Origin of the sequence: Pseudomonas sp. NFX98, assembly GCF_047784845.1 — a bacterium.
Taxonomy (GTDB): Bacteria; Pseudomonadota; Gammaproteobacteria; order Pseudomonadales; family Pseudomonadaceae; genus Aquipseudomonas.
Genome location: NZ_JBLNNF010000003.1, coordinates 304,982 through 325,757 on the forward strand (window position 1 = coordinate 304,982; position 20,776 = coordinate 325,757).

Genomic DNA, 20,776 nt, shown 5'->3' on the forward strand with positions numbered 1-20,776 from the left:
GCGTACATGCAGCCAGCCCGACGGCGCGTGCGAAAGTCGCTTTGGCCGACGATACTGGCAACCAGGTCTTGCCACGCAAGCGGCGAGGCTCCTCGCTGTCCTCTCATCAAGACAGGGTCGCCTATGGATCGTTTTCAAGAAATGCAGATATTCATGGCAGTAGCCGAGGAAGAAGGCTTTGCCGCGGCTGCCCGCCGGTTGAACATCTCTCCCCCCAGCGTGACCCGTGCCATCGCCGCGATGGAAGAGCGCATCGGCACACAGCTCCTTTCTCGCACCACTCGCAGCCTGCATCTTACCGAAGCGGGTCAACGCTACCTTGAAGATTGTCGGCGTATCCTCAGTGATATCGACGAGGCGGAGGAGGCGGCGGCTGGCAGTTACTCGATACCGTGCGGGCATTTGACCGTGACCGCATCGGTGCTGTTTGGCGAGTTGTTCATCGCGCCGCTGCTGGCCGACTACGTGGATCAGTTTCCTTCGGTGCACTTGAATGCCTTGCTGGTGGATCGTGTCGTGAATATGGCTGACGAGGGTATCGATGTGGCCATACGCATCGGCCATTTGCATGAGACCAATCAGCACGCCATCAAAGTCGGCGAAGTACGCCAGGTGATCTGCGGTACGCCCGATTATTTCGAGCGCAACGGCAGGCCGCGTCATCCCGGTGAACTCAGTACCGCCAACATCGTCATGTCTTCGGCCAGCCATTTGCTGAGCGACTGGCAATTCGTCAACGACGGCAACGCACTGAGCTTTCGATTCGAACCGCGATTGGTGGTCACCGCCAATCAGGCCGCGATCAATATCGCCAGCCTGGGCTGGGGCGTCACGCGTGTCTTGTCCTACCAAGTGGCCAGCCAGGTGGCGGCTGGCGAACTGGAATTGGTGCTGGAAGACTTCGAACCGCCTGCGCTACCCATTCAAGTGGTCTACCTCAAGAGCACCCGAATACCGGCGAAGGTCCATACCTTCGTGGATTTTCTCGCGGATCGACTCGGCAAGGATTCGGCGCTCAAGGCTGTGGTGAAGGGCTCCAGCTGATGGATCGCTACCATGAAATGCTGATGTTCGAAGCATTATCGGAGCGACCCAGCCTGGCTGCTGCGGCACGTCGTTTGAACGTGTCAGGACCCACGGTCGTTCGCGCCATTGCACGGCTGGAGGAACGTCTTGGCGTGCCACTGTTACTTCGCAGTACCCGCGGTGTGTCGCTGACTGAGGCCGGGGCCGGCTTCATGGCCGATTGTTCACGCATTCTCAAGGCCATCGAAGACGCAGAGGCTTCGGCGAAGGGCTTGCACGTGCAGGCCCAAGGCAATCTCACGGTGCTGATGCCTTTGCTGTTCAGCCGCTATGTCATGAACTCAATGCTATCGAGTTATACGAACCTGTATCCCGAAGTAAGAGTCTTCGCGCAATACCATGATCGTTTTCCGAACATGAATGAGGAGGGAATCGACGTAGCTGTGCTCGTCGGTAATCTGCCCAGCTCATCATTGATCGCACGACAAGTGGGCCACGTGCGCTCGATGGTTTGCAGCAGCCCGGCCTATCTGGCCACTCACGGTGAGCCCGGCGTACCGGAAGATTTGAGACATCATCGGTTGATTGCCACTCATGCTTATCGAGACAAGATCCAGTGGGACTTTCACCAGAACGGTGAATTGAACCCTATAAAAGCCCGGTCACGGATCAGTTGCGCGACGGTGCAGGCGGCCATCGATGCTACTGCTCATGGCGCCGGCATTACCCGCTGCCTGAGCTATCCGTTGTACGAGTATTTGAACAGTGGGCGATTGCGCCGCGTATTGCAGCCCTATGAGTTACCGGCGCTGCCGGTGCATGTGGTGTACCGCGAGGGGCGCAAGGCCTCGATGCGGGTACGCAGTTTCGTCGACCACATCGTCGAAGGCCTGCGCGAACATCCGGCCATGCAGCCGGATACTCTTTGAACGTTCGCAGCGCTCGCAACTTGCACTGATACAGATGCCTATCGGGCATTTCAGTGAGCGAAATAGTGGATTGTCTTTTGTGGTCGTTCTTTGTACGGCGGTTAAGGCGGAGCATAAGCACACACTCTTCCATGCTGTACAGCAGAGGTTCATGACCGATGAAACGCGTGCTTATGTTACTGGCCAACGGCGTAGAGCCCTTGGAAATGGCCGCTTTTACCGATGTGCTTGGCTGGGCCAACCTGCTGGGGGATCACCCCGTGGAGCTGGTCAACGCCGGCCTTCGCAGAAAGATCGTGACCACCTTCGGTCTCTCGCTCAATCCGAGTTTTTTATTGAGCGATCTGGACGTGGGCAGCTTCGATGCCTTGGCACTGCCAGGTGGTTTTGAACCGGCGGGTTTTTACGAGGAAGCCCTGAGCGAACCCTTCCTGGCGACCATCCGGCATTTCGTCGAAGCCGGCAAACCCGTTGCCAGCGTATGCGTGTCTTCCGTGTGCCTGGGCGTGGCCGGCGTGCTGCGTAACAGGAACGCCACGACCTATCACCAGGAGGGCGGCAAGCGCAAAAACCAACTGTTGGAAACCGGTGCACGCTTTGTCGATCGCCCGGTGGTTGTCGATGACCAGATCATCACTTCAAGCGGGCCGGGCACTGCCACCGAAGTTGCCTTCGCGCTGCTCGAAAAAATAACCAGCGCCGAAAATGCCGCTTTTATTCGCAAGAAGATGCGCTTCGCCACCCCCGACCGTGATTGGTACGAAACGCCGCAAGTGCCCTGAAATGATCCACCCACTCCGAATCGACTCTTTACCAAGGTAACCGTATGACTAACACAGCACTCATCGTCGTTGATATTCAGAATGACTATTTTTCCGGCGGCAAATGGGAACTCAACGCGACTGACTCGGCCGCTGACAATGCGGCTCGTGTCATTGGCGCAGCACGTGAGCGGGGTGACTTGGTCATCCATATCCGGCACGAGACTTTAGCGCCTGATGCACCGTTTTTTGTCCCAGGCTCCGACGGCGCGCAATTGCACGAGAAGGTGCGCAATCTTAGGGACGAGTTGGTCATCGTCAAACACTTCATGAACCCGTACCGCGAAACGCAATTGCTCGAAGTGCTTGAGCACAACGAGATTGAACGGGTCACCGTGGTCGGCAACATGAGCCACATGTGCATCGATGCTGTCACCCGCGCGTCTGACGATTTCGGGTTTGAGACGACCGTTATTCACGATGCCTGTACGACCCACGATCTGGAGTTCAACAACGTCAAGGTTCCTGCGCCTCTGGTGCATGCGGCGTTCATGGCCGCCTTGAAGTTCGGGTACGCCGAAGTGCTGAGCACTGACGAGTACGTGGCCTAGGCAAAGCACAGAGTTGATGATCCCCGGCAACTGCGATTAGCCCCCGCTGCCGGGGATTCAACCCTTCCTCGCCGGGCGGCGGGTGACGGGCACCTGTTCACGAATGCGTAGAGGTGATCATGAATCAATCGGACGCGCCAGAAGCATCCCCTTGGCATGCGGGTGAGCGAGAGTTGCAGGAAAGCGTCGGCGTCGCCGATCAAATGGAGATATTCGGACGCAAGGTCGTACGCGACTACATGCCTGATCAGCATCGATTGTTTTACAACCAGTTGCCTTACCTGGTGGTGGGCGCGGTCGATGAACAAGGGATGCCTTGGGCCACGTTGATCGAAGGCCCACCGGGCTTCATCCATTCACCCGAACCGCGAGTGCTGCAGCTCGACCGCCTGCCCGCCGAGGGTGATCCGGTCAGGACGGCCCTTAAGCAGGGCGCTGCGGTGGGACTGCTCGGCATTGACCTGAAGACCCGAAGGCGCAATCGAATGAACGGCAACATCAGTACCGCCTCGTCAGGCGGTTTTGCCGTTTCTGTGGTGCACGCTTTCGGCAACTGCCCGCAATACATTCAGTTGCGAGGCGTTGAACCGGTCAGCCTTGGCCAAGCCTCGTCAAATGTCCCGGCCGAATGTCTCAGCGAACTCGATGAAGCCGCCAAGGCGACCATCAGCAAGGCCGATACCTTTTTTATCGCCAGCTACGTCGACCTGGACGGCGATGCATCCCGACGCTCGGTGGACGTTTCGCACCGGGGGGGCAATTCAGGTTTCGTCAGGATCGAAGGCAACGTGCTGACGATTCCCGATTTCGCTGGCAACCTGCACTTCAACACCTTGGGTAATTTCCTGCTCAACCCGCGCGCGGGGCTGGCGTTCATCGATTTTGAAACAGGCGACATGCTGCAAGTCAGCGGGCGTACCGAGATCATTCTCGAAGGGCCGCAGATTGCAGCCTTTCAGGGGGCTGAGCGGCTCTGGACGCTGACCGTGGAACAGGTGGTTCGACGTCAGGCCGTGTTGGCCCTGCGTTGGCGGTTTGAAGGTTTTTCGCCTAACAGCCTGATGACGGGCAGTTGGGAGCAGGCTGAAAGCCGATTGCAAGCCGATAGCTTGCGCGATCAATGGCGACCGCTGAGGGTGACGCGGATCGTTGACGAGAGCAGCACCATTCGCTCCTTCTACTTTGAACCGGCCGATGGCGCGGGCATACCTCGGTTCGAGGCTGGCCAACACCTGCCGGTGCGCTTTTGCCTTGCGCAAGGACAGGCGCCTCTGGTCAGGACCTACAGCCTGTCGAGCGCGCCGTCGGACAGTTTTTTCCGCATCAGCGTCAAGCGTGACGGACTTATCTCGTCCCATCTGCATGACCGCGTTCAGGTCGGGGATCTGGTTGAAGCCCGTGCCTCTCAAGGGCGCTTCACGGTGCAAGCCGATGAGTATCGACCATTGGTTTTACTGGCCGCAGGCGTGGGTGTGACCCCGCTGTTGTCGATGCTGCGTGAAGTGATTTATGAAGGCGAACGAATTCGTCGCACTCGTCCCACCTGGTTCATCCAAAGTGCGCGCAGCCTGGGGGAGCTAGGGTTTCGCGATGAGCTCTACGAACTGGCGACCCGTGCCAAGGATAAAATTCGTGCACTGCGTCTGCTCAGTCAGCCGGAAACGCATGCGCGCGTTGGTGAGGATTTTGAGGTGGCGGGGCGTGTGGATGTCGAATTGCTCAAGGCATTGCTGCCCCTGGACGATTACGACTTTTACCTGTGTGGCCCTGGTGCTTTTACCCAGGCGCTGTACGACGGCCTGCGTCAGTTGCGTATTGGCGATGATCGTATTCACGCGGAGACTTTCGGTCCTTCGACCCTGGTTCGCCAACGGGATCATTTAACTCCGGCGGTCGAGCAGATACCCGCGGCAAGCAGCCCGGTCAAAGTGCTGTTTTCGGCGTCGGCGAAGGAAGCTCGGTGGGAGCCGGGTGGCGGGAGTTTACTGGAACTGGCCGAGAGCCGTGGCCTGAACCCGGACTTCAGTTGCCGGGGCGGATCGTGCGGTACATGCCGGACCCGGTTGGTCAGTGGCCAAGTGCATTATCTGAACCTGCCGGCTGAGATGCCGGCCGAAGGGGAGGTACTGATTTGCTGTGCGGTGCCAGCGCAAGCCAAGGAGGGCGACGCCCCCCTGGTGCTGGATTTGTGAGTTGGCGTCATCGGTACTCATCCCGCCATGCGCGGGTCAGGCAACAGCTTTGGCTGGGCGGGCATGAACGGCGACGGTGTTCGGATGCTTGACCAGAGACTTGAAAGTCTTGTCGGCGTCCAAAGCGTCGATTGAACCGGTGCCGATGTCGTAGACCCAGCCATGTAGATTGACCAGACCTTTTTCCTGAGCCAGGCGCACGCTCGGATGGGTCTGAATATTGGCCAGTTGGGCGATGACGTTTTCACGCACCATCGAACTGACTTTGGCGGCTTCACTCGCGTGAGGACGCGACTCGTTGATGACTTTCGCCGACTCGGCATGTTGCAACCAGCCGGCGACCGCTGGCAGGTGATCCATGCACTTGCACTTGGCGACAGCGGTCATGGCACCGCAATCGGAATGGCCGCAGATCACGATATCGGTCACGCCCAGTACGGCGACAGCGTATTCCACGGTGGCAGACACACCACCGGAATGCGGGCTGTAGGACGGCACGATGTTGCCGGCGTTACGGATCACGAACAGTTCGCCAGGCTCTTGCTGCGTCAGCAGTTCCGGTACAACGCGGCTGTCGGAACAGGTGATGAACAAGGTGCCTGGATGTTGTGTGGTGGCCAGGTGTTTGAACAGGTCAGTGCGTTGTGGGAATGCTTCTTTCTGGAACTTCAAGAAACCTTCGATGAGCGCTTTCATGGTGTGTACCTTCAATAAGTTGTATTTGGGTAACGATCAGTTGGTGCAGCCGCTGCCGATCACGCTGTATTCCAGGATGTGGGTTTCACCATGCGAGTCGCGGTAAGTCATTTGCACCTGCGTCGGGCCACAGACATCCGCCGTCGGAGTGAGGTGGATGACTTTGGCGATATCCAGATGCATGCCATACGCATATGGATCGGCCTCAGGGGCGACTACAGCTTGCTGTGCGTAGGCAGACAGCGAAGCCGTCAGGGACAGGGCGAGAAACAGAATTTTTTTCATGACGAATCCTCCATTCAAATGTGGTGATTGATCGAAAAGGGTTAAGAATTTTTTTGAAGCAGGCCCGCAAGGCTGCGGGCCGATTTACAGGTCTGGTTGCATCCTTAGAAAGGACGCAGTGGCAGGAACTTGCCGTCGAGGGTGATCACTGCACGGTGGCCGCCTTCCGGGTCTTCGACTTTCTTCATGTCGAGCTTGAAGTTGATGGCGCTGATGATGCCGTCGCCGAACTGCTCGTGGACCAGGGCTTTGAGGGTGGTCCCGTAGATCTGGATCATTTCGTAGAAGCGATAGATGGTCGGATCGGTGGGAACACCCGACAGGCTGCCGCGCAGCGGAATGATTTGCAGACGGGCAACCGAGTCGGCGTCCAGGTCCAGTTTTTCGCCGATCACTTTGGCAGCGGCTTCAGGCAGCGGATGCTGGCCGAGCAGGGCGGCAGTGACATAAGCCAGACCGAGGCCGGTGCCTTGAGTGACGTCTTCGAAAGACAGATTCTTGCGGGCCTTGGCGTCGAGGATTTTCGCGGTCAGTTCGAGGCTGGTGTCGTTGTAAGCGTGGGACTGTTGCATGGTGTTTCTCCTATCGGGCTTGCTTGGTGAGTGTTGCTTGGGTGTGAAGCAATCTTCTGCCGTTTGCTCGATAGCGTCCAAGACCGATAAACAATCCTTCGCATAAGTCCTGCCTATAGATGCCTGTTGGAGAGTTCATGAAAGTTGCAAACTCAGAAGCGCTCCTATTCAGTTCACCGTCCGATGACTTCTTGCGCATCAGCGTCAAGCGCGACGGATCGGTGTCTTCGCACCTGCATGATCGGATCCGGGTCGATGACTCGATTGAAGCACGGGCTCCCCAAGGAGATTTCACGGTTCAAGCCTCCGAGCGGCGTCCGTTGGTACTGCTGGGGGCCGGCGTTGGCATTACGCCTTTATTGTCGATGCTGCGTGAAGTGGTTTATCAAGGTAAGCGCGTCAATCGAATGCGTCCGACATGGGTAGTACAAAGCAGTCGTTCGGTAGGCGATCTGGCCTTTCGTGAGGAAATTGATGAACTGTCGACCCGGGCGGGGGACAGGATACGGATTCTACGTGTTGTCAGCCAACCCCCCATCGACGGCGCAAGCGAAAGTTTTGATGTACCGGGCAGAATCGATGTCGAGCTGCTCAAGACATTGCTCCCCCTCAATGACTACGACTACTACCTGTGCGGTCCTGGGAGTTTTACTCAGGCGTTGTATGACGGACTGCGCAAGATGCGTATTCCCGATGATCGCATTCACGCTGAAACCTTCGGACCATCAACGCTCGTTCGTGACATAGAAGTCAGTGTGCCCGCGGCGCAGCAGGTACCCATGGCCAATGAAGCCGTGAAGGTCCTGTTCGCGAAGTCTGGCAAGGAAGCACGATGGGAACCCGGGGCAGGGACGTTGCTTGAGCTGGCAGAAGCACGTGGACTCAATCCCGAGTTCAGTTGCCGCGGTGCTCCTGCGGTACGTGTAAAACACGACTTGGCAGGGGACTGGTCCATTACCTGAATATGCCAGCGCAACGATTGGCAGGCGACGAAGTGCTGATCTGTTGCGCAGTACCGGCGCAGGGCAGCGAGACACTAGTGCTGGACATTTGAGTCGTTACTGGACGTGAAGAATCTGACGGACGAAGATTATGAGGAGGGCGCATTCGGCAACGTTTACGCCTATCCAGGGGCGCCGAGAACGGTGCAGGCTGTCCGTCGACAGGCTGCATGGGGAAGGGCGAGAGGGCCCTTTTCTTTTGAACATGATTTATAGCAATTCCATATGAATCCCATGCCTGAAGCCCGCAAAAGCGGGCCTCGGGTTTCAAACCAGACTTACGATTGGCGTGCAGCCAACGCCGAGTAGCTGTTCATCAAGTTGCGATAGTTCGGAATGCGCTGGGACAAGAGATTGCCCAAGCCTTCGATGTCGTTGCGCCAGTCGCGCTGTAGCTCACAGGCCACCGAGAACCAGTTCATCATTTGAGCACCGGCCTGCGTCATGCGGTTCCAGGATGCCTGTTGCACTGTAGTGTTGAACGTACCGGAAGAGTCGGTCACCACAAACACGTCAAATCCTTCTGCCAGTGCCGACAGGGTCGGGAACGCTACACAGACGTCAGTGACGACACCGGCAATGATCAATTGCTTGCGACCGGTGGCCTTGATTGCCTTGACGAAATCTTCGTTGTCCCAGGCATTGATCTGACCAGGTCGAGCGATGTAAGGCGCGTCAGGAAACATCTCTTTCAGCTCCGGCACCAATGGTCCGTTCGGACCTTGCTCGAAGCTGGTGGTAAGGATAGTCGGCAGCTCGAAGAATTTGGCAACGTCAGCAAGTGCCAACACATTATTCTTGAATTCGTTGGGCGTGAAATCCTGAACCAGAGAAATCAGACCGGTTTGGTGATCGACCAACAGCACTACAGCGTCGTCTTTGTTCAAGCGGTTGTAGGTAGCGTTGCTCATGATGAAGTCCTTTTGAGGTGGGTGAATGTTGTCGTTCAACATGGGCTCAGATTAAGGATCGATGGCGGGGAGAAAAAGACGGTGGAAACGGTTTCACTGTCAACTGACGGAGGACAATGAGCGGTTTTTTTCTTTGGAGAACGCTGAAATTCGAACTACCGAATGGATGGAGAATCCACCATCGTCTGGTTGCTTATCCATTAGCAGAGTTCCGCTAAGACACATCATTTAACATAATATACATTACACGTAACAACGTATTTCCATATCAGCCTCGCTGCACGCAGATCTGAGGACTGGAATTCACGTCAGCTCCTCAATCATCCGTCAGCGCTTCAATCAAATGCGAATGCTCAGGAAATTGCTCGCTGAGCTTCTTTCGATCACCCATTTCCATATCCGCATAATCAAACCCTGGCGAAACCGCTTCGCTGATCAAGCCGAATCCAGACGAACCTTCCAATAGTCGTGACGCTTTCCAGATTCCGCCCGGTACGTGCAACTGCAAACTTTGGCCGGCGATCACGTCGTTGCCCATCACCACGGTTTTCAATGTGCCGTCCGGATAAATCAGGCTGTACTCAATCGCGTCACCCAAATGGTAGTAATGCAATGTCTGATTGGTTGAGATGGAAATGACCTACAGGTGAATCATTGGTCAACAGGTAATAAATAGACGTCATCCGATAGCGCGGACCGCCTGCGGTCATGAGCAGGGTTTGATCGTCAGACTGGAACGTTCTGCGGTAAAAACCGCCTTCCTCGTGAGGTTCCAGCTCCAACGCGAAGATCAGGTGTTGAGCGGTTGCAGGGCTTTTGAACACGTCTTTCCCCTTGAAATGCATTTCGACGACAATAACCGCACATTTGACTAATTTAGCCGCATAACTCGACTAAACATCTATTTAGTCGATTTAAATTTAAAGCGTCCTGATTCTTTAATACATCGGTTCCACGCGCCCTACCCCAAGGCTGGAAATCCTCAATGGCACTCTCATCAGAAACGAACTACCCGAGTTCTTGCGCAAGCCCGATGAGAATGCCTTCGGGCCCCCGAATGTAGCAGAGCCGGTACGTGTCTTCGTACTGGACCACGCTGCCGACAAGTTCCGCGCCGCGTTTGCAGAGTCTGGCGAGTGTGTCGTCGAGGTCCTCGACTGTGAACATGACACGCAGGTAACCGAGTGCGTTCACCGGGGCCCTGCGGTGATCGGTGATCACCGGTGGCGCGAGGAATCGGGATAACTCGAGCCGGCTGTGCCCGTCCGGCGTACGCATCATCGCGATCTCGACGCGCATCTCGCGCAATCCGGTGACGCCATCCGCCCAGTCTCCTTCTATGGGCGCACGCCCCTCGAGCTTGAGGCCAAGTTCGGTGAAAAACTCAATGGCGGCGTCGAGGTCTTCTACAACGATGCCGATGTTGTCCATACGCTTGACTGTCATGATGATGTCTCCTTGTCTAGTAATAGCCCTTCAATCCTGAGCCTGGGACAAAGGCCTGGCCACCTGCTCCAACGCTTGACGCTCGGCAGCCACTCCCCAAACCGCTTGTACCACCGCCGCCACACACATCAGTGCAGCGCCTATCAGGTATCCCGTCAACAGACTGCTGCGCTGCTGCGTCTGGATCAGCTGGCCAAACAGCGTCGGCCCGATGATGCCGCCCAGGCCAGTGCCAAACGCGTAGAACACCGCGATGGCCAGTGCGCGGATTTCCAATGGGAAGGTTTCTGCCACGGTCAGGTAGGCCGAGCTGGCCGCTGCCGAAGCGAAAAAGAAGATCACCATCCACGCCACGGCTTGCTGGGTGACATCCAGCCAACCCTGCTCGAAAGCATATCCACTAAGTGCCAGCAAAATCCCGGATATCGCGTACGTAAAGCTGATCATCACGCGCCGTCCGATCACGTCAAAAAGGCGCCCCAGCAGCAACGGCCCACAGAAATTGCCCAGTGCCAAAGGCAATACGTACCAACCGACACGCTCGGCAGGCACCTGGTAAAAATCGGTAAGCACCAGCGCATAAGTGAAGAAGATTGCATTGTAGAAGAAGGCCTGCGCGGCCATCAGGGTCATCCCCACCAGCGCACGGCGGCGGAATCCGATGAACAGGGTGTGGAAGATTTCTGCCAGCGGCGTATGGTCACGCGCGTGCAGGCGCAATGGTTTGCTGGTCGCGGCTGGCAGTTCATGTCCTTGTTCGCGCAGACTCGCTTCGATGCCTTCGACGATGTGTCGCGCCTCCTCGTGCCGGCCGTGGATCAGCAGCCAGCGCGGACTTTCCGGCAGCCACAAGCGCATCACCAGGATCACCAGACCCAGCGCCGCACCAATGCCAAAGCACAGGCGCCAGCCCAGGTCGCCGCCGATTACATGCGGGTCGAGCAGGATGATGGCCCCTCCGGCGCCAAGCGCGGCGCCTAACCAGAAGGTGCCATTGATGGTCAGGTCGACCCAGCCGCGATAGCGTGCCGGGGTGAACTCCTGGATGGTCGAATTGATCGCCGTGTATTCACCGCCGATGCCCATGCCCGTCAGGAAACGGAACAGCAGGAAGCTTTCCAGGTTGAAGGAAAACGCTGTGGCCGCCGTGGCGCCTGCATACAGCCATAACGTAATGAAGAACAGCTTGCGCCGCCCCAGGCGATCGGTCAGCCAGCCGAACAGCAAGGCACCGATCACTGCGCCGGCGATATAGATGCCGCCGGCCAAGCCAATGTCGAAGTTGCTCATGCGCAAATCAGGACTGTTTTTCAGCGCGCCGGACACCGAACCGGCCAGGGTCACTTCAAGTCCATCGAGCAACCAGGTGATGCCAAGCGCGATCACTAGAAGCGTGTGAAAGCGCCCCCACGGCAAGCGGTCCAGGCGTGCAGGAAGAGTGGTTTCGAATATCGCGCCGGCCTCGCGGCCGTACAGCTGTTGGTGGGTCATCGCCACCTCATTGTCTTGCGCAGTGCCTTGTGTGTTAGGAGTTGGCTCGTGGATTGGGAGTTCAAAATTCTCTCGAACGCCGCACTAGCAATGTCGCCCGATGATCTCGAACAATCGCTGGCACGATTCAGCGAGGTGAGATTCAGGCGCTGTGGCAACCCCGAGCAAAAGACCAGACGAGCTCCCGGTCGGCGTCGCGAACCACGCAGACAAAGGCGATGGCGCCATGCCGTAGGTCATCGCTTCACGAACGATCTGCACGTCGGGCGCGCCGTCGGGAAGTTTCAGTAGTACTGCCAGCCCCGCCCTCACCCACTCCGCATCACGCATTCGCAACTGCTCGCATAGCGCGTCACGCTGGGCCGAATAGAGTCGCTTGAGCCGACGGACACGCCGGATGTAGTGACCATCGCGCATGAATTGCGCCATGGCGAGCTGGATGACGGGTGAAGGCGCCGGGGCAAGTGTTGTCGCTACCTCGGCGAACGCCGTAATCAGTTCGACTGGCGCTACGACAAATCCAAGTCGCAGCCCCGGACTGACGGTCTTGCTGAAAGAACCTATATGGAAAACCCGTTTACCTTCGTCCAGAGACGCCAAGGCAGGCGCCGCCCTGCCCTCCAGTTGCAGCTCGCTGAGGTAGTCATCTTCGATGACCCAGGCGTCGTTCGCGACCGCCCATTCGAGCAGTTGAAGCCGTCGCCTCAAAGACAAAGTCGAGCCCAGGGGCGCTTGCTGACCGGGCGTCACGACGGCTAATGCAGCGTCCGCGGCGCACTCGATTGCGTAGTCTACGTTAAGGCCTTCAGCGTCTACCGGGACCGGAATGATATTCAAACGAGCGAGTTCCAAACCCTTGCGAGTCAGAAAGAACCCAGGGTCTTCCATCCAGACCTTCTTACCGTCCAGACCTAATACGCGCAGGGCCAGTCCCAGGCCGGCGCTGTATCCCGACGTGATGAACACCTGCTCAGGGAGGCAATGGAGGTTTCTGGAGATGGAAAGATAGCCAGCAATCTCCCGGCGCATCTCCAATTCCCCTCGCGGATCGGGATAGATCAATGACGAGAACGATCCCGCCTTCAACAGATTGGACGAGCGCGCACGTGCGAACAGCTTTTCCAGTCCTTCAAACGCGGGTATGCCGTTCTGAAAGATCGCAGGCCCGGTGTTCACCCGCTCATAGGCGCTCATGAAAGCACCGGGCTCCGGCGGTCCCGGTTGAGCCGCCACTGCACGGAGGCGCGGCGCCACACGTGTGCCCTTGGCTCCGAATGTTTCAATCATTTGCGCGTCGGCTAACCGTTCATACGCCACTTGAACCGTACCGCGCGCCACACCCAGGTGCGCAGCGAGGTCCTGCCACGAAGGCAATCGCGTGCCCGGCGTCAACAGGCCTGACTCGATTGCCCTGCTGATACTCATACGAATCTGTTCTGACAGAGACAGCCTGGCTGTCCGGTCGAGCTGAATCTGCAGGCCTGGATTCATGATCTTGGTACACACAAAAGTGGGTGGTCTTGGTTCTTTTATTCGTACCATCATCGGTACAAGATTTAAAGACCAAGACGGAGAAACCAACCCCTTCAACCATAGGAACCATCATGACCAATGCCGTCATCGAATGTATCGTCAGTCGCAGCGCCGCCAAGTACTACGACCCAGCCGCCACTTTGAGCGACGACCAGATCCGTGAGTTGGTGCAAATCGGCACCACCGCGCCAACCTCCTTCCATATACAGAACTGGCGCTTTATCGCAGTACGCACGCCAGAAGCCAAAGCACGGTTGAGCCCGATCGCCTGGAGTCAGCCACCGATCACTGAAGCAGCCGTTACCTTCATCGTCTGCGGTCAACTGGCCGATTCCAGCGTCATACCGGCACGCCTTGCACCGCTGGTTGAAGCGGGTGTCATGCCGGCATCGATGGTGTCGGATTGGGAACTGCCTGCGCGCGATTTGTATCTGGAGCACCCGCAACGCCAGCGCGACGAGGCGGTACGCACGGCCACCTTCGGTGCGTCGGCGATCATCTATGCCGCCCGCTCGCTCGGCCTGGGTTCGACGCCAATGATCGGTTTCGATGCCGAAGCAGTGGCTCGCGAGTTCGGTCTGGCTGAAAACGAAGTGCCGGTCATGCTGCTGTCCATAGGCGCGGAGCGTCCAGGAAACTGGGCTCAGAAGCCGCGCCGTCCGCTGACTGACGTGTTGGATCTCGTTTAATCATTGATAAACCCAGCAACTGACGGAGACTACTATGCCTAGAAGTGCAGTTCTAAAGCCTGAACACGTGCCGGCCGATTCCAAAGCAACGCTCGATGCGTTCACCAAGAACATCGGGTTCACGCCCAACATGATGATGACCTTCGCGCAAAGCCCGATCGCGTTCAATTCGTGGGCTACGTTGCTCGGCTCTTTGAGCAAAGCGCTGGACGTAAAAACGCGTGACAGCATCGGCCTCGCTGTTTCCGAAGCGAATGGCTGCAACTACTGCCTGACGGTTCACAGCTTTACCGCAGAACATATGGCCAAGCTGCCCGCCGATGACATCATTCTCGCCCGCAAGGGCCAGGCCACCGACCCGAAGCGCAACGCCGCCCTTCAATTCGCGCACAAAGTCATCGAGACTCGCGGCAAGGTCAGTGATGCCGATCTGAAAGCCGTCCGCGATGCGGGCTACACGGATGCGAATGTCATGGAGATCATCGCGTTGGTGGCCATGTACTCCCTGACGAACTTTTTCAATAACGTGTTCGATCCCGAAAAAGACTTCCCTGCCGTTACGCCGGCTGGCTCGATCTGATCATCAACCCTCTCGCCAAAGCCTGAATGCATCCGGGAAAGCATTCAGGCTTTTTTGTATACCGATCACGCCCTCGCCTCGTTCTGATACTGCCGCGGACACATATTGAATCGAGCTCGAAACTCGCGGGAAAAATGCGCGCCGTCGGAGAAGCCACAGTCCATGGCAATTTGCGTGATGCTGCTGTGGCTGTTGACCAAAAGCCAGGCGCCATATTCAACCCGCAACGAGCGCTGGAACTCCATCGGTGAAAGCCCCAGCGACTGCTGGAATGCCCGCGTCAGTTGGCGCCTGCCGAGTCCTACATATCGCGCAATCGCATCCAGTGTCGGCAGGCTATCCATTCGCTGTTCGATGTAGTGCGCAGCCTGACGCACACGCTCATCCTTGATGTCCTCCAGGTTCGCGTAGAAATGCGCCTGTGGCTGCCGGCCCTGACGTATCCCTTGCAACATCATATGCCGCACCGCCTGTTGGGCTTTTTCCCGGCCGCAATGCCGGGCTACCAGATACAAGCCCAGATCAATAGCCGCCGTCGAACCGGCACAGGTGATCAGATCGCCCTCGTCGATGAACAGATGATCGACCGCTGCCGGGGTCTTGGGAAACCGGGCGCGAAACGCATCCAGCACGTTCCAGTGCACGCACACCGAGCGACTTCCAACAACGCCCGCCTGCGCCAGCGCGAAGGTGCCGGTGCAGATACCCAGTAACCGCGTGCGACTCTTCGCGGCGCGCTGCAACCAATCACGCAGATTGTTGGGCATGTGCGTATTGAGGTAATCGTTGCCGCCGCAGATCGCTATGTAGTCGAACGCTTCCACGTCCTGCGCCAAGCCGCCGGAAACCTCCAGCGTAATGCCCGCACTGGAGGTTCGCGGCAGTCCGTCAACGCTCATCACCCGCCACGCCGTGTGGATCTGCCGACTGCCGCCACCCAGGTCGGCGGACAGGCGCAGCACATCGATCAAACCGGAAAACGCAGCGAGTGTGAATTGATCCAGCAGGACCAGTCCCACGGACAGTTGCGGACGGCTGACCACCTCGGGTCCGAGGGCGTCAGGCAGATGGCAATCTCGAGGTATCTGAGTCATTTTTGGCATGACCTAACTATTCAACTTTAAGACCCCGAAGTGCAAGCGCTCGAATCAACGATACGAGCAAGATGCACGCAAGGGGAACAGCACAACAACGCCCCAGAGGACACACGATGAAACTGAAGACAGGCAAGAAAATCACCGCTGCTCTTTTAGTTACCGGCTGCATCTCCTCATCAGCCGCCATGGCTGACCCGCAGAAGCTGACCGTTGCGCTGTACGGCGGTAACTGGGGTGACGCGTTCCTCAAATGTGTTGCAGAACCTTTCACACAAGCAACGGGGATTGCCGTTGCAGCGGAGGTCGGCACCTCGACCGTCACCCTGGCCAAGCTCCAGCAACAAAAATCCAGCCCGACGATTGATGTGGCCTGGATGGACGGCGGCATCAGCGAGTTGGCCTACGCCGCAGGCGTTGTCGCAGACCTTGATCCGACGAACATCCCCAACCTGAAAAACGTGCAGGACAAAGCGATCTATACCGATGCCGGCCATACATTCGCTGTCAGCAGCGGCTTCTACTCCCTCGGCCTGACCTACAACACCAAGGAAATCAAAGAGGCGCCCACCAGTTGGAAAGACCTGTGGAAGCCTGAGTACGCCGGCGCGATTGCCCTGCCCTCACCCGCCAATTCTTCCGGCGTGCCTTTCGTGTTTTTCATGGCTGATGTCTGGGGCATAGACCGGGCAAATCTGGACCAGGTCTACACCAAGCTAGGTGCGTTGGACACCGCGCTGTTCTTCGACAGCTCGGGTGCCGCCACCAATGCCTTTCAGAGTGGCGAAGCAATCATCGGCGCGCATTTCAACGTCGGCGCCTGGGACCTGATCGACAAGGGCGCACCCATTGCGTTCACCATTCCCAAGGAAGGTGCCTGGGCCACCGACGCTCGCCTGCACCTGATCAAGGGCGCAAAAAACAGCAAGGCCGGCGAACAGTTCATCAACACCGCATTGACGAAAGAAGCCGCGTCTTGCCTCGCCGGCAAGTTGTATCTGGGCCCGGCGGTGAAAGGTGTCGAGGTCGCTGAAGACGTCGCCCGCAAATTGCCATGGGGCGTGAATGGTTCGATCGACAACCTGCGCTTGTTCGACTGGAGTCAGATCAACGCGCAACGCGCCAGCGTCACCAATGACTGGAACCGCAAAGTCACCGCCAACTAGCTCAAGAGGTCTGCAATGTCAGTTTTATTGAGCATCGACAGTGTCTGCAAAAGCTTCGGGCCGTTCCAGGCACTGGACAATATTCACCTGGACATCGAGCAGGGCGAATTCATCGTCCTGCTCGGCCCTAGCGGCTGCGGCAAGACCACCCTGCTGCGCTCGATCGCTGGTTTCATGCAACCCGATTCGGGCAGCATTGCGATCGATGGCCAGGATGTGAGTCGTCTGCCGCCGTACCGTCGGCCACTCAATACGGTGTTCCAGAATTACGCGCTGTTTCCGCACATGACCGTACTGGAAAACGTGGCCTACGGACCACGTCGCCAAGGCATCAATCGCACCGATGCCAAGCTCAAGGCTCGCGAGGCATTGGCGATGGTCGGACTGGAAGCGTTGGAAGACCGTTTTCCCCGTGGCATGTCCGGTGGACAACAACAGCGCGTGGCCCTGGCTCGCGCCATCGTCAATCAACCGAAGCTGCTGTTGCTGGATGAACCGCTCTCGGCGCTGGACATGAAATTGCGCAAGCGCATGCAGCTTGAACTCAAGCATCTGCAGGCCAAGCTGGGGATCGCGTTCATCTTTGTGACTCACGACCAGGAAGAAGCGATGACCATCGCCGACCGCATCGTGGTGATGAATGCCGGGCGCATCGAACAGGTCGGGACCAGCACCGAGATCTACAGTGCGCCGGCTTCGCGTTTCGTCGCAGACTTCATCGGCGAGGCCAACCTGATCAGCTATCAGGCAAACGATAGCGGCGAGATCAGTTTGGCGATCCGGCATAAACCCATACAGCACACCGCAAAAAACCTGTTGCCACGCGGTGTGGCGGTGCTGCGTCCCGAGCATTTACAGGTGCTTGACGCATCGGCGCCGCAAACCTCTGGCTGTCATGAAATCCACGGCACCGTGACCGATATCGTCAGCGTCGGCAGTCACACCCTGGTCCACTCGCTGATCGATGGACAAACAATCGTGGCGCGCACCATGGGTTTGCCCAGCGCCGACCTTCATACCGGCAGTGCCGTGCGCCTGGGCTTCAACCCCGCGCATCTGCACCTGATTGGTGAGTCGGTATGAAACGCACGGCGCTCGTACCGTGGCTGATGCTCTTCGCCGCCCTGGCGTTTTTCACGGCGTTCTTTCTTGCGCCTTTCGCCGTGGTGATTTTCGCCAGCCTGACCAAGGGTGCGGAACATACTTTTACGCTGGAGCACTACATCCGCGTGCTGGGCGACCAGTACCACTGGGATGTGATTCTCGTGACTTTCCGCATAGCTGCGCTGACCACATTGATCTCGCTGCTGCTCGGTTATCCGCTGGCCTGGTATCTGGTGCGCGCCGTGAAGTGGCGTGCCTGGCGCCGAGCCTGCGTGATTTTGCTGGTGGTGCCGATGTTCACCAGCAACATCGTCCGCTCGTTCGGCTGGATGGTCTTGCTGGGACGCAAAGGCCTGGTCAACCAGAGCCTTATGGATACCGGCCTGATCGATGCTCCGGTCCGTTTCCTGGGAACCGAACTCGGCATCCTGATCGGCATGGTGTACATCCTGCTGCCGTTCATTGTCCTCGCGGCCGGCAATGCCCTGGCACAAGTCGACCCGGCCTACGAGCAGGCGTCCGATGACCTTGGCGCCAGCCCCCGCGCGACGTTTTTTCATGTGGTGCTGCCATTGACCATGCCGGGGATCATTTCCGGCTCGATCATGGTGTTCACCCTGGCAGCGAGCGCCTATGTCACCCCGGCCCTGCTTTCGGGTGGACGAATCTCCGTGCTCTCGATGCTGATCTTCCAGCAATACAGCTCGGTCTTTGACTTCAACTACGGCGGAGCGCTGAGCGTCGTGCTGCTGATCTTTACCCTGGTCATGGTCGGTCTGGCGGGACGTGTCGGGAGCATTCGGGGGAGCAACCAATGATCACTCAAATTCTGGTCAGACTCGTGGCCTGGGCCGTGCTGGGCTACATGCTGCTGCCGCTGGTGGTGATCCTTGGTGTCTCCGTGACCGCCACGTCTTTCCTGGCTTTCCCGCCTCAGGGCTGGACGCTGGACTGGTACGCGAAAATGCTCAGCGATCCAAGCTACGTGGCTTCGTTCGCTACCAGCACGGTACTGGCGCTGGCCGCTACCTTTGTCGCTGTGCTGCTCAGCGTACCCGCCGCCCTGGCGATGGCACGCTACGACTTCCCCGGCAAAGGCACGATCCTCGCGGCCCTGACCTCACCGCTGGTATTTCCACACATTGTGCTGGGTGCGGCGCTGCTGCAATTCGGAGGCTACCTCGGATTGACCCGCAGCTTCCTGGCCTTGCTGATTGGCCACACCATCATCATCTCGCCTTTCGTACTGCGTTCGGTGCTGTCGATGCTGACGCCCGAGCAACGAGCGCTGGAAGAAGCCTCAAGTGATCTTGGCGGTACGCCTTGGGCGACGTTCTTTCTGGTGGTGTTGCCGCAGATTCGCCCAGGGCTCGTCACCGGGTCGATCTTTGCCTTCATCTCGTCATGGATCAACGTCGAACTGTCGATCTTCAACACCACGCCAGACCTCAACACCATACCGGTGAAGCTCTTCAACTACGTGCAATACACCGTCGATCCGACCATTGCCGCCGCCTCCGGCGCCACCATCATCGTCGTCGTGGTCGCCGTGATCATTCTGGATCTGTGTATCGGTCTCGATCTTTTGTCAGAACGCAAATAACCCCCCTCATACATCCCGTAAGCCAGGAGTTCAGTCATGCGCATGCAAGACACGTTCGATGTCATCTATACCCATACCGAAGGCGAACCACTGTGCATCGTCCACAGCGGCATTCCCTACCCTGCCGGTTCCAGCATTCTGGCCAAGCGCAACTTTCTTGAGCAGAACTATGACTGGCTGCGCAAGGCGTTGATGCAGGAGCCGCGGGGCCACAAGGATATGTTCGGCGTATTCCTCACCCCGCCCTCAAGCAGCGAATTCGATGCCGGGCTGATCTACATGGACGGCAGCGTGTACTCGCACATGTGCGGCCACGGCACCATCGCCGTGAGCATGGCGATGGTCGCGCTGGGCCTGGTGCCGCGCGGCAAAGATGGCATCACCAAGATCCGCTTTGAGACCACTGCCGGACTGGTCGTAGCCGAGGTGGCTTCCGACGGCGACACCGTTCTCTGGACCCGATTCGAGAACGTGCCGGCCTACGTTGCGGCTCAAGACATCCCCATCCATCTTCCCGGCTATGGCGACCTCAAGGCTGACCTGGTCTGGGGCGGCAACTACTTCGGCATCATCGATCTGTCCCACTGCGACTTGCGCATCAGCCCGGACAATGGCAGCGAACTGTCGCGCCTCGGCCTGCTGGCTCGTGACCAGATCAATCAGCAGATGAAGATCCAGCACCCTACCGAGGCGCATATCAACGACCTCAACTTCATCACGTTCTGGCATCCGGCGACCATCGAAGGTGCGTTCTACAAGAACGTCCATGTCTTCAGCGCGGGTCAACTCGACCGCTCCCCTGGTGGCACCGGCACCAGCGCGATGATGGCGATGTTCGAGGCCCGAGGAAAACTGGGGTTGAACCAACCCATTCTGTCCGAAGGACTGCTGGGCAGCGGTACGTTCGAAGGCTGCCTGCTCGGCGAAGTCGACCTCAACGGCACGCGCGCGGTGCGGCCGACCGTGAAGGGCACCGCCAGCATCCTGGGCACGTCGCGCTGGACGATCGAGCGCAATGATCCGGTCGGTGCGGGTTTTGTCATCAACTGAGTCAACAAAGCGGATACACCTTATGAACTGCAAACG

20 protein-coding genes and 2 pseudogenes are annotated in these 20,776 nt (G+C 58.0%); 13 read left to right on the top strand and 9 right to left on the bottom strand.

Features of this window, described 5'->3' with window-relative positions:
• Positions 1-123 precede the first annotated feature (123 nt).
• The 5 genes from ACM110_RS05720 (at position 124) to ACM110_RS05740 (ending at position 5,519) form a co-directional block, all read left to right on the top strand.
• Complete coding sequence (locus ACM110_RS05720) at positions 124-1,044, top strand: LysR substrate-binding domain-containing protein (RefSeq protein WP_416126978.1); 921 nt, start codon at positions 124-126, stop codon at positions 1,042-1,044.
• Positions 1,044-1,955 (top strand): LysR family transcriptional regulator, encoded by a 912-nt coding sequence (locus ACM110_RS05725; RefSeq protein WP_416126979.1) that lies wholly within the window; start codon positions 1,044-1,046, stop codon positions 1,953-1,955. The genes ACM110_RS05720 and ACM110_RS05725 overlap by 1 nt, the downstream gene beginning before the upstream one ends.
• A 158-nt stretch (positions 1,956-2,113) precedes the next feature.
• Positions 2,114-2,737: a DJ-1/PfpI family protein gene (locus ACM110_RS05730; RefSeq protein ID WP_416126980.1), complete on the top strand. Its 624-nt coding sequence runs from the start codon at positions 2,114-2,116 to the stop codon at positions 2,735-2,737.
• Positions 2,738-2,781: 44 nt separating this feature from the next.
• On the top strand, positions 2,782-3,327 hold the full coding sequence (locus tag ACM110_RS05735) for a cysteine hydrolase family protein (RefSeq protein ID WP_416126981.1): 546 nt from the start codon (positions 2,782-2,784) through the stop codon (positions 3,325-3,327).
• A 119-nt stretch (positions 3,328-3,446) separates the two neighbouring features.
• Positions 3,447-5,519, top strand: coding sequence for a pyridoxamine 5'-phosphate oxidase family protein (locus tag ACM110_RS05740; protein WP_416126982.1), 2,073 nt, complete (start codon positions 3,447-3,449; stop codon positions 5,517-5,519).
• A 36-nt stretch (positions 5,520-5,555) separates the two neighbouring features.
• On the opposite strand, the gene ACM110_RS05745 is transcribed toward ACM110_RS05740, so the two are convergent.
• The 3 genes from ACM110_RS05745 to cynS all read right to left on the bottom strand — a co-directional run bounded on the left by ACM110_RS05745 (position 5,556) and on the right by cynS (position 7,072).
• Positions 5,556-6,215: a carbonic anhydrase gene (locus ACM110_RS05745; RefSeq protein ID WP_416126983.1), complete on the bottom strand. Its 660-nt coding sequence runs from the start codon at positions 6,213-6,215 to the stop codon at positions 5,556-5,558.
• Between the two features lie 36 nt (positions 6,216-6,251).
• Entirely contained in the window at positions 6,252-6,500 is a 249-nt protein-coding gene (locus tag ACM110_RS05750) for a DUF2790 domain-containing protein (protein WP_416126984.1), read from the bottom strand.
• A gap of 104 nt (positions 6,501-6,604) precedes the next feature.
• Positions 6,605-7,072, bottom strand: coding sequence for a cyanase (cynS, locus tag ACM110_RS05755; protein WP_338580945.1), 468 nt, complete (start codon positions 7,070-7,072; stop codon positions 6,605-6,607).
• Positions 7,073-7,236: 164 nt separating this feature from the next.
• Here cynS and ACM110_RS05760 point away from each other — a divergent pair.
• Positions 7,237-8,126, top strand: a pseudogene (locus tag ACM110_RS05760) (2Fe-2S iron-sulfur cluster-binding protein); the annotation flags it as partial.
• Between the two features lie 225 nt (positions 8,127-8,351).
• Here ACM110_RS05760 and ycaC read toward each other — a convergent pair.
• The 5 genes and pseudogenes from ycaC to ACM110_RS05785 form a co-directional block, all read right to left on the bottom strand.
• Entirely contained in the window at positions 8,352-8,984 is a 633-nt protein-coding gene (ycaC, locus tag ACM110_RS05765; protein ID WP_338580953.1) for an isochorismate family cysteine hydrolase YcaC, read from the bottom strand.
• A gap of 316 nt (positions 8,985-9,300) precedes the next feature.
• Positions 9,301-9,829: pseudogene (locus ACM110_RS05770) on the bottom strand (cupin domain-containing protein).
• Between the two features lie 163 nt (positions 9,830-9,992).
• Positions 9,993-10,430, bottom strand: a complete 438-nt coding sequence (locus tag ACM110_RS05775) for a VOC family protein (RefSeq protein ID WP_416126985.1) — start codon at positions 10,428-10,430, stop codon at positions 9,993-9,995.
• A gap of 30 nt (positions 10,431-10,460) precedes the next feature.
• On the bottom strand, positions 10,461-11,921 hold the full coding sequence (locus ACM110_RS05780; RefSeq protein WP_416126986.1) for an MFS transporter: 1,461 nt from the start codon (positions 11,919-11,921) through the stop codon (positions 10,461-10,463).
• Between the two features lie 84 nt (positions 11,922-12,005).
• Positions 12,006-13,412 (bottom strand): PLP-dependent aminotransferase family protein, encoded by a 1,407-nt coding sequence (locus tag ACM110_RS05785; RefSeq protein ID WP_416126987.1) that lies wholly within the window; start codon positions 13,410-13,412, stop codon positions 12,006-12,008.
• Between the two features lie 113 nt (positions 13,413-13,525).
• Here ACM110_RS05785 and ACM110_RS05790 point away from each other — a divergent pair, with 113 nt between their 5' ends.
• Together ACM110_RS05790 and ACM110_RS05795 are read left to right on the top strand one after the other, a co-directional pair.
• Positions 13,526-14,143: a nitroreductase family protein gene (locus tag ACM110_RS05790; protein ID WP_416126988.1), complete on the top strand. Its 618-nt coding sequence runs from the start codon at positions 13,526-13,528 to the stop codon at positions 14,141-14,143.
• A gap of 34 nt (positions 14,144-14,177) precedes the next feature.
• Positions 14,178-14,723 (top strand): carboxymuconolactone decarboxylase family protein, encoded by a 546-nt coding sequence (locus ACM110_RS05795; RefSeq protein WP_416126989.1) that lies wholly within the window; start codon positions 14,178-14,180, stop codon positions 14,721-14,723.
• A gap of 65 nt (positions 14,724-14,788) precedes the next feature.
• Here ACM110_RS05795 and ACM110_RS05800 read toward each other — a convergent pair whose 3' ends face one another.
• A complete protein-coding gene (locus tag ACM110_RS05800; RefSeq protein WP_416126990.1) occupies positions 14,789-15,817 on the bottom strand; it encodes a GlxA family transcriptional regulator in 1,029 nt (342 codons plus the stop codon).
• A 116-nt stretch (positions 15,818-15,933) separates the two neighbouring features.
• On the opposite strand from ACM110_RS05800, the gene ACM110_RS05805 reads away from it, so the two are divergent.
• The 5 genes from ACM110_RS05805 to ACM110_RS05825 are packed head-to-tail and all read left to right on the top strand — an operon-like array spanning position 15,934 to position 20,740.
• Positions 15,934-16,983: an ABC transporter substrate-binding protein gene (locus ACM110_RS05805; protein ID WP_416126991.1), complete on the top strand. Its 1,050-nt coding sequence runs from the start codon at positions 15,934-15,936 to the stop codon at positions 16,981-16,983.
• 15 nt (positions 16,984-16,998) lie between these two features.
• Positions 16,999-18,066: an ABC transporter ATP-binding protein gene (locus tag ACM110_RS05810; protein ID WP_338580963.1), complete on the top strand. Its 1,068-nt coding sequence runs from the start codon at positions 16,999-17,001 to the stop codon at positions 18,064-18,066.
• Complete coding sequence (locus ACM110_RS05815; RefSeq protein WP_416126992.1) at positions 18,063-18,905, top strand: ABC transporter permease; 843 nt, start codon at positions 18,063-18,065, stop codon at positions 18,903-18,905. The genes ACM110_RS05810 and ACM110_RS05815 overlap by 4 nt, the downstream gene beginning before the upstream one ends.
• Positions 18,902-19,690: an ABC transporter permease gene (locus ACM110_RS05820; protein WP_338580965.1), complete on the top strand. Its 789-nt coding sequence runs from the start codon at positions 18,902-18,904 to the stop codon at positions 19,688-19,690. Before ACM110_RS05815 ends, ACM110_RS05820 begins: the two co-directional genes overlap by 4 nt.
• Positions 19,691-19,726: 36 nt before the next feature.
• Positions 19,727-20,740 (top strand): proline racemase family protein, encoded by a 1,014-nt coding sequence (locus tag ACM110_RS05825; RefSeq protein WP_416126993.1) that lies wholly within the window; start codon positions 19,727-19,729, stop codon positions 20,738-20,740.
• The last annotated feature ends 36 nt before the right edge of the window (positions 20,741-20,776 follow it).

Coding starts and splice junctions, on each gene's coding strand:
- ACM110_RS05720 (WP_416126978.1), top strand. CDS start 124: ATGGATCGTTTTCAAGAAATGCAGATATTCATGGCAGTAGCCGAGGAA.
- ACM110_RS05725 (WP_416126979.1), top strand. CDS start 1,044: ATGGATCGCTACCATGAAATGCTGATGTTCGAAGCATTATCGGAGCGA.
- ACM110_RS05730 (WP_416126980.1), top strand. CDS start 2,114: ATGAAACGCGTGCTTATGTTACTGGCCAACGGCGTAGAGCCCTTGGAA.
- ACM110_RS05735 (WP_416126981.1), top strand. CDS start 2,782: ATGACTAACACAGCACTCATCGTCGTTGATATTCAGAATGACTATTTT.
- ACM110_RS05740 (WP_416126982.1), top strand. CDS start 3,447: ATGAATCAATCGGACGCGCCAGAAGCATCCCCTTGGCATGCGGGTGAG.
- ACM110_RS05745 (WP_416126983.1), bottom strand. CDS start 6,215: ATGAAAGCGCTCATCGAAGGTTTCTTGAAGTTCCAGAAAGAAGCATTC.
- ACM110_RS05750 (WP_416126984.1), bottom strand. CDS start 6,500: ATGAAAAAAATTCTGTTTCTCGCCCTGTCCCTGACGGCTTCGCTGTCT.
- cynS (WP_338580945.1), bottom strand. CDS start 7,072: ATGCAACAGTCCCACGCTTACAACGACACCAGCCTCGAACTGACCGCG.
- ycaC (WP_338580953.1), bottom strand. CDS start 8,984: ATGAGCAACGCTACCTACAACCGCTTGAACAAAGACGACGCTGTAGTG.
- ACM110_RS05775 (WP_416126985.1), bottom strand. CDS start 10,430: ATGACAGTCAAGCGTATGGACAACATCGGCATCGTTGTAGAAGACCTC.
- ACM110_RS05780 (WP_416126986.1), bottom strand. CDS start 11,921: ATGACCCACCAACAGCTGTACGGCCGCGAGGCCGGCGCGATATTCGAA.
- ACM110_RS05785 (WP_416126987.1), bottom strand. CDS start 13,412: ATGAATCCAGGCCTGCAGATTCAGCTCGACCGGACAGCCAGGCTGTCT.
- ACM110_RS05790 (WP_416126988.1), top strand. CDS start 13,526: ATGACCAATGCCGTCATCGAATGTATCGTCAGTCGCAGCGCCGCCAAG.
- ACM110_RS05795 (WP_416126989.1), top strand. CDS start 14,178: ATGCCTAGAAGTGCAGTTCTAAAGCCTGAACACGTGCCGGCCGATTCC.
- ACM110_RS05800 (WP_416126990.1), bottom strand. CDS start 15,817: ATGACTCAGATACCTCGAGATTGCCATCTGCCTGACGCCCTCGGACCC.
- ACM110_RS05805 (WP_416126991.1), top strand. CDS start 15,934: ATGAAACTGAAGACAGGCAAGAAAATCACCGCTGCTCTTTTAGTTACC.
- ACM110_RS05810 (WP_338580963.1), top strand. CDS start 16,999: ATGTCAGTTTTATTGAGCATCGACAGTGTCTGCAAAAGCTTCGGGCCG.
- ACM110_RS05815 (WP_416126992.1), top strand. CDS start 18,063: ATGAAACGCACGGCGCTCGTACCGTGGCTGATGCTCTTCGCCGCCCTG.
- ACM110_RS05820 (WP_338580965.1), top strand. CDS start 18,902: ATGATCACTCAAATTCTGGTCAGACTCGTGGCCTGGGCCGTGCTGGGC.
- ACM110_RS05825 (WP_416126993.1), top strand. CDS start 19,727: ATGCGCATGCAAGACACGTTCGATGTCATCTATACCCATACCGAAGGC.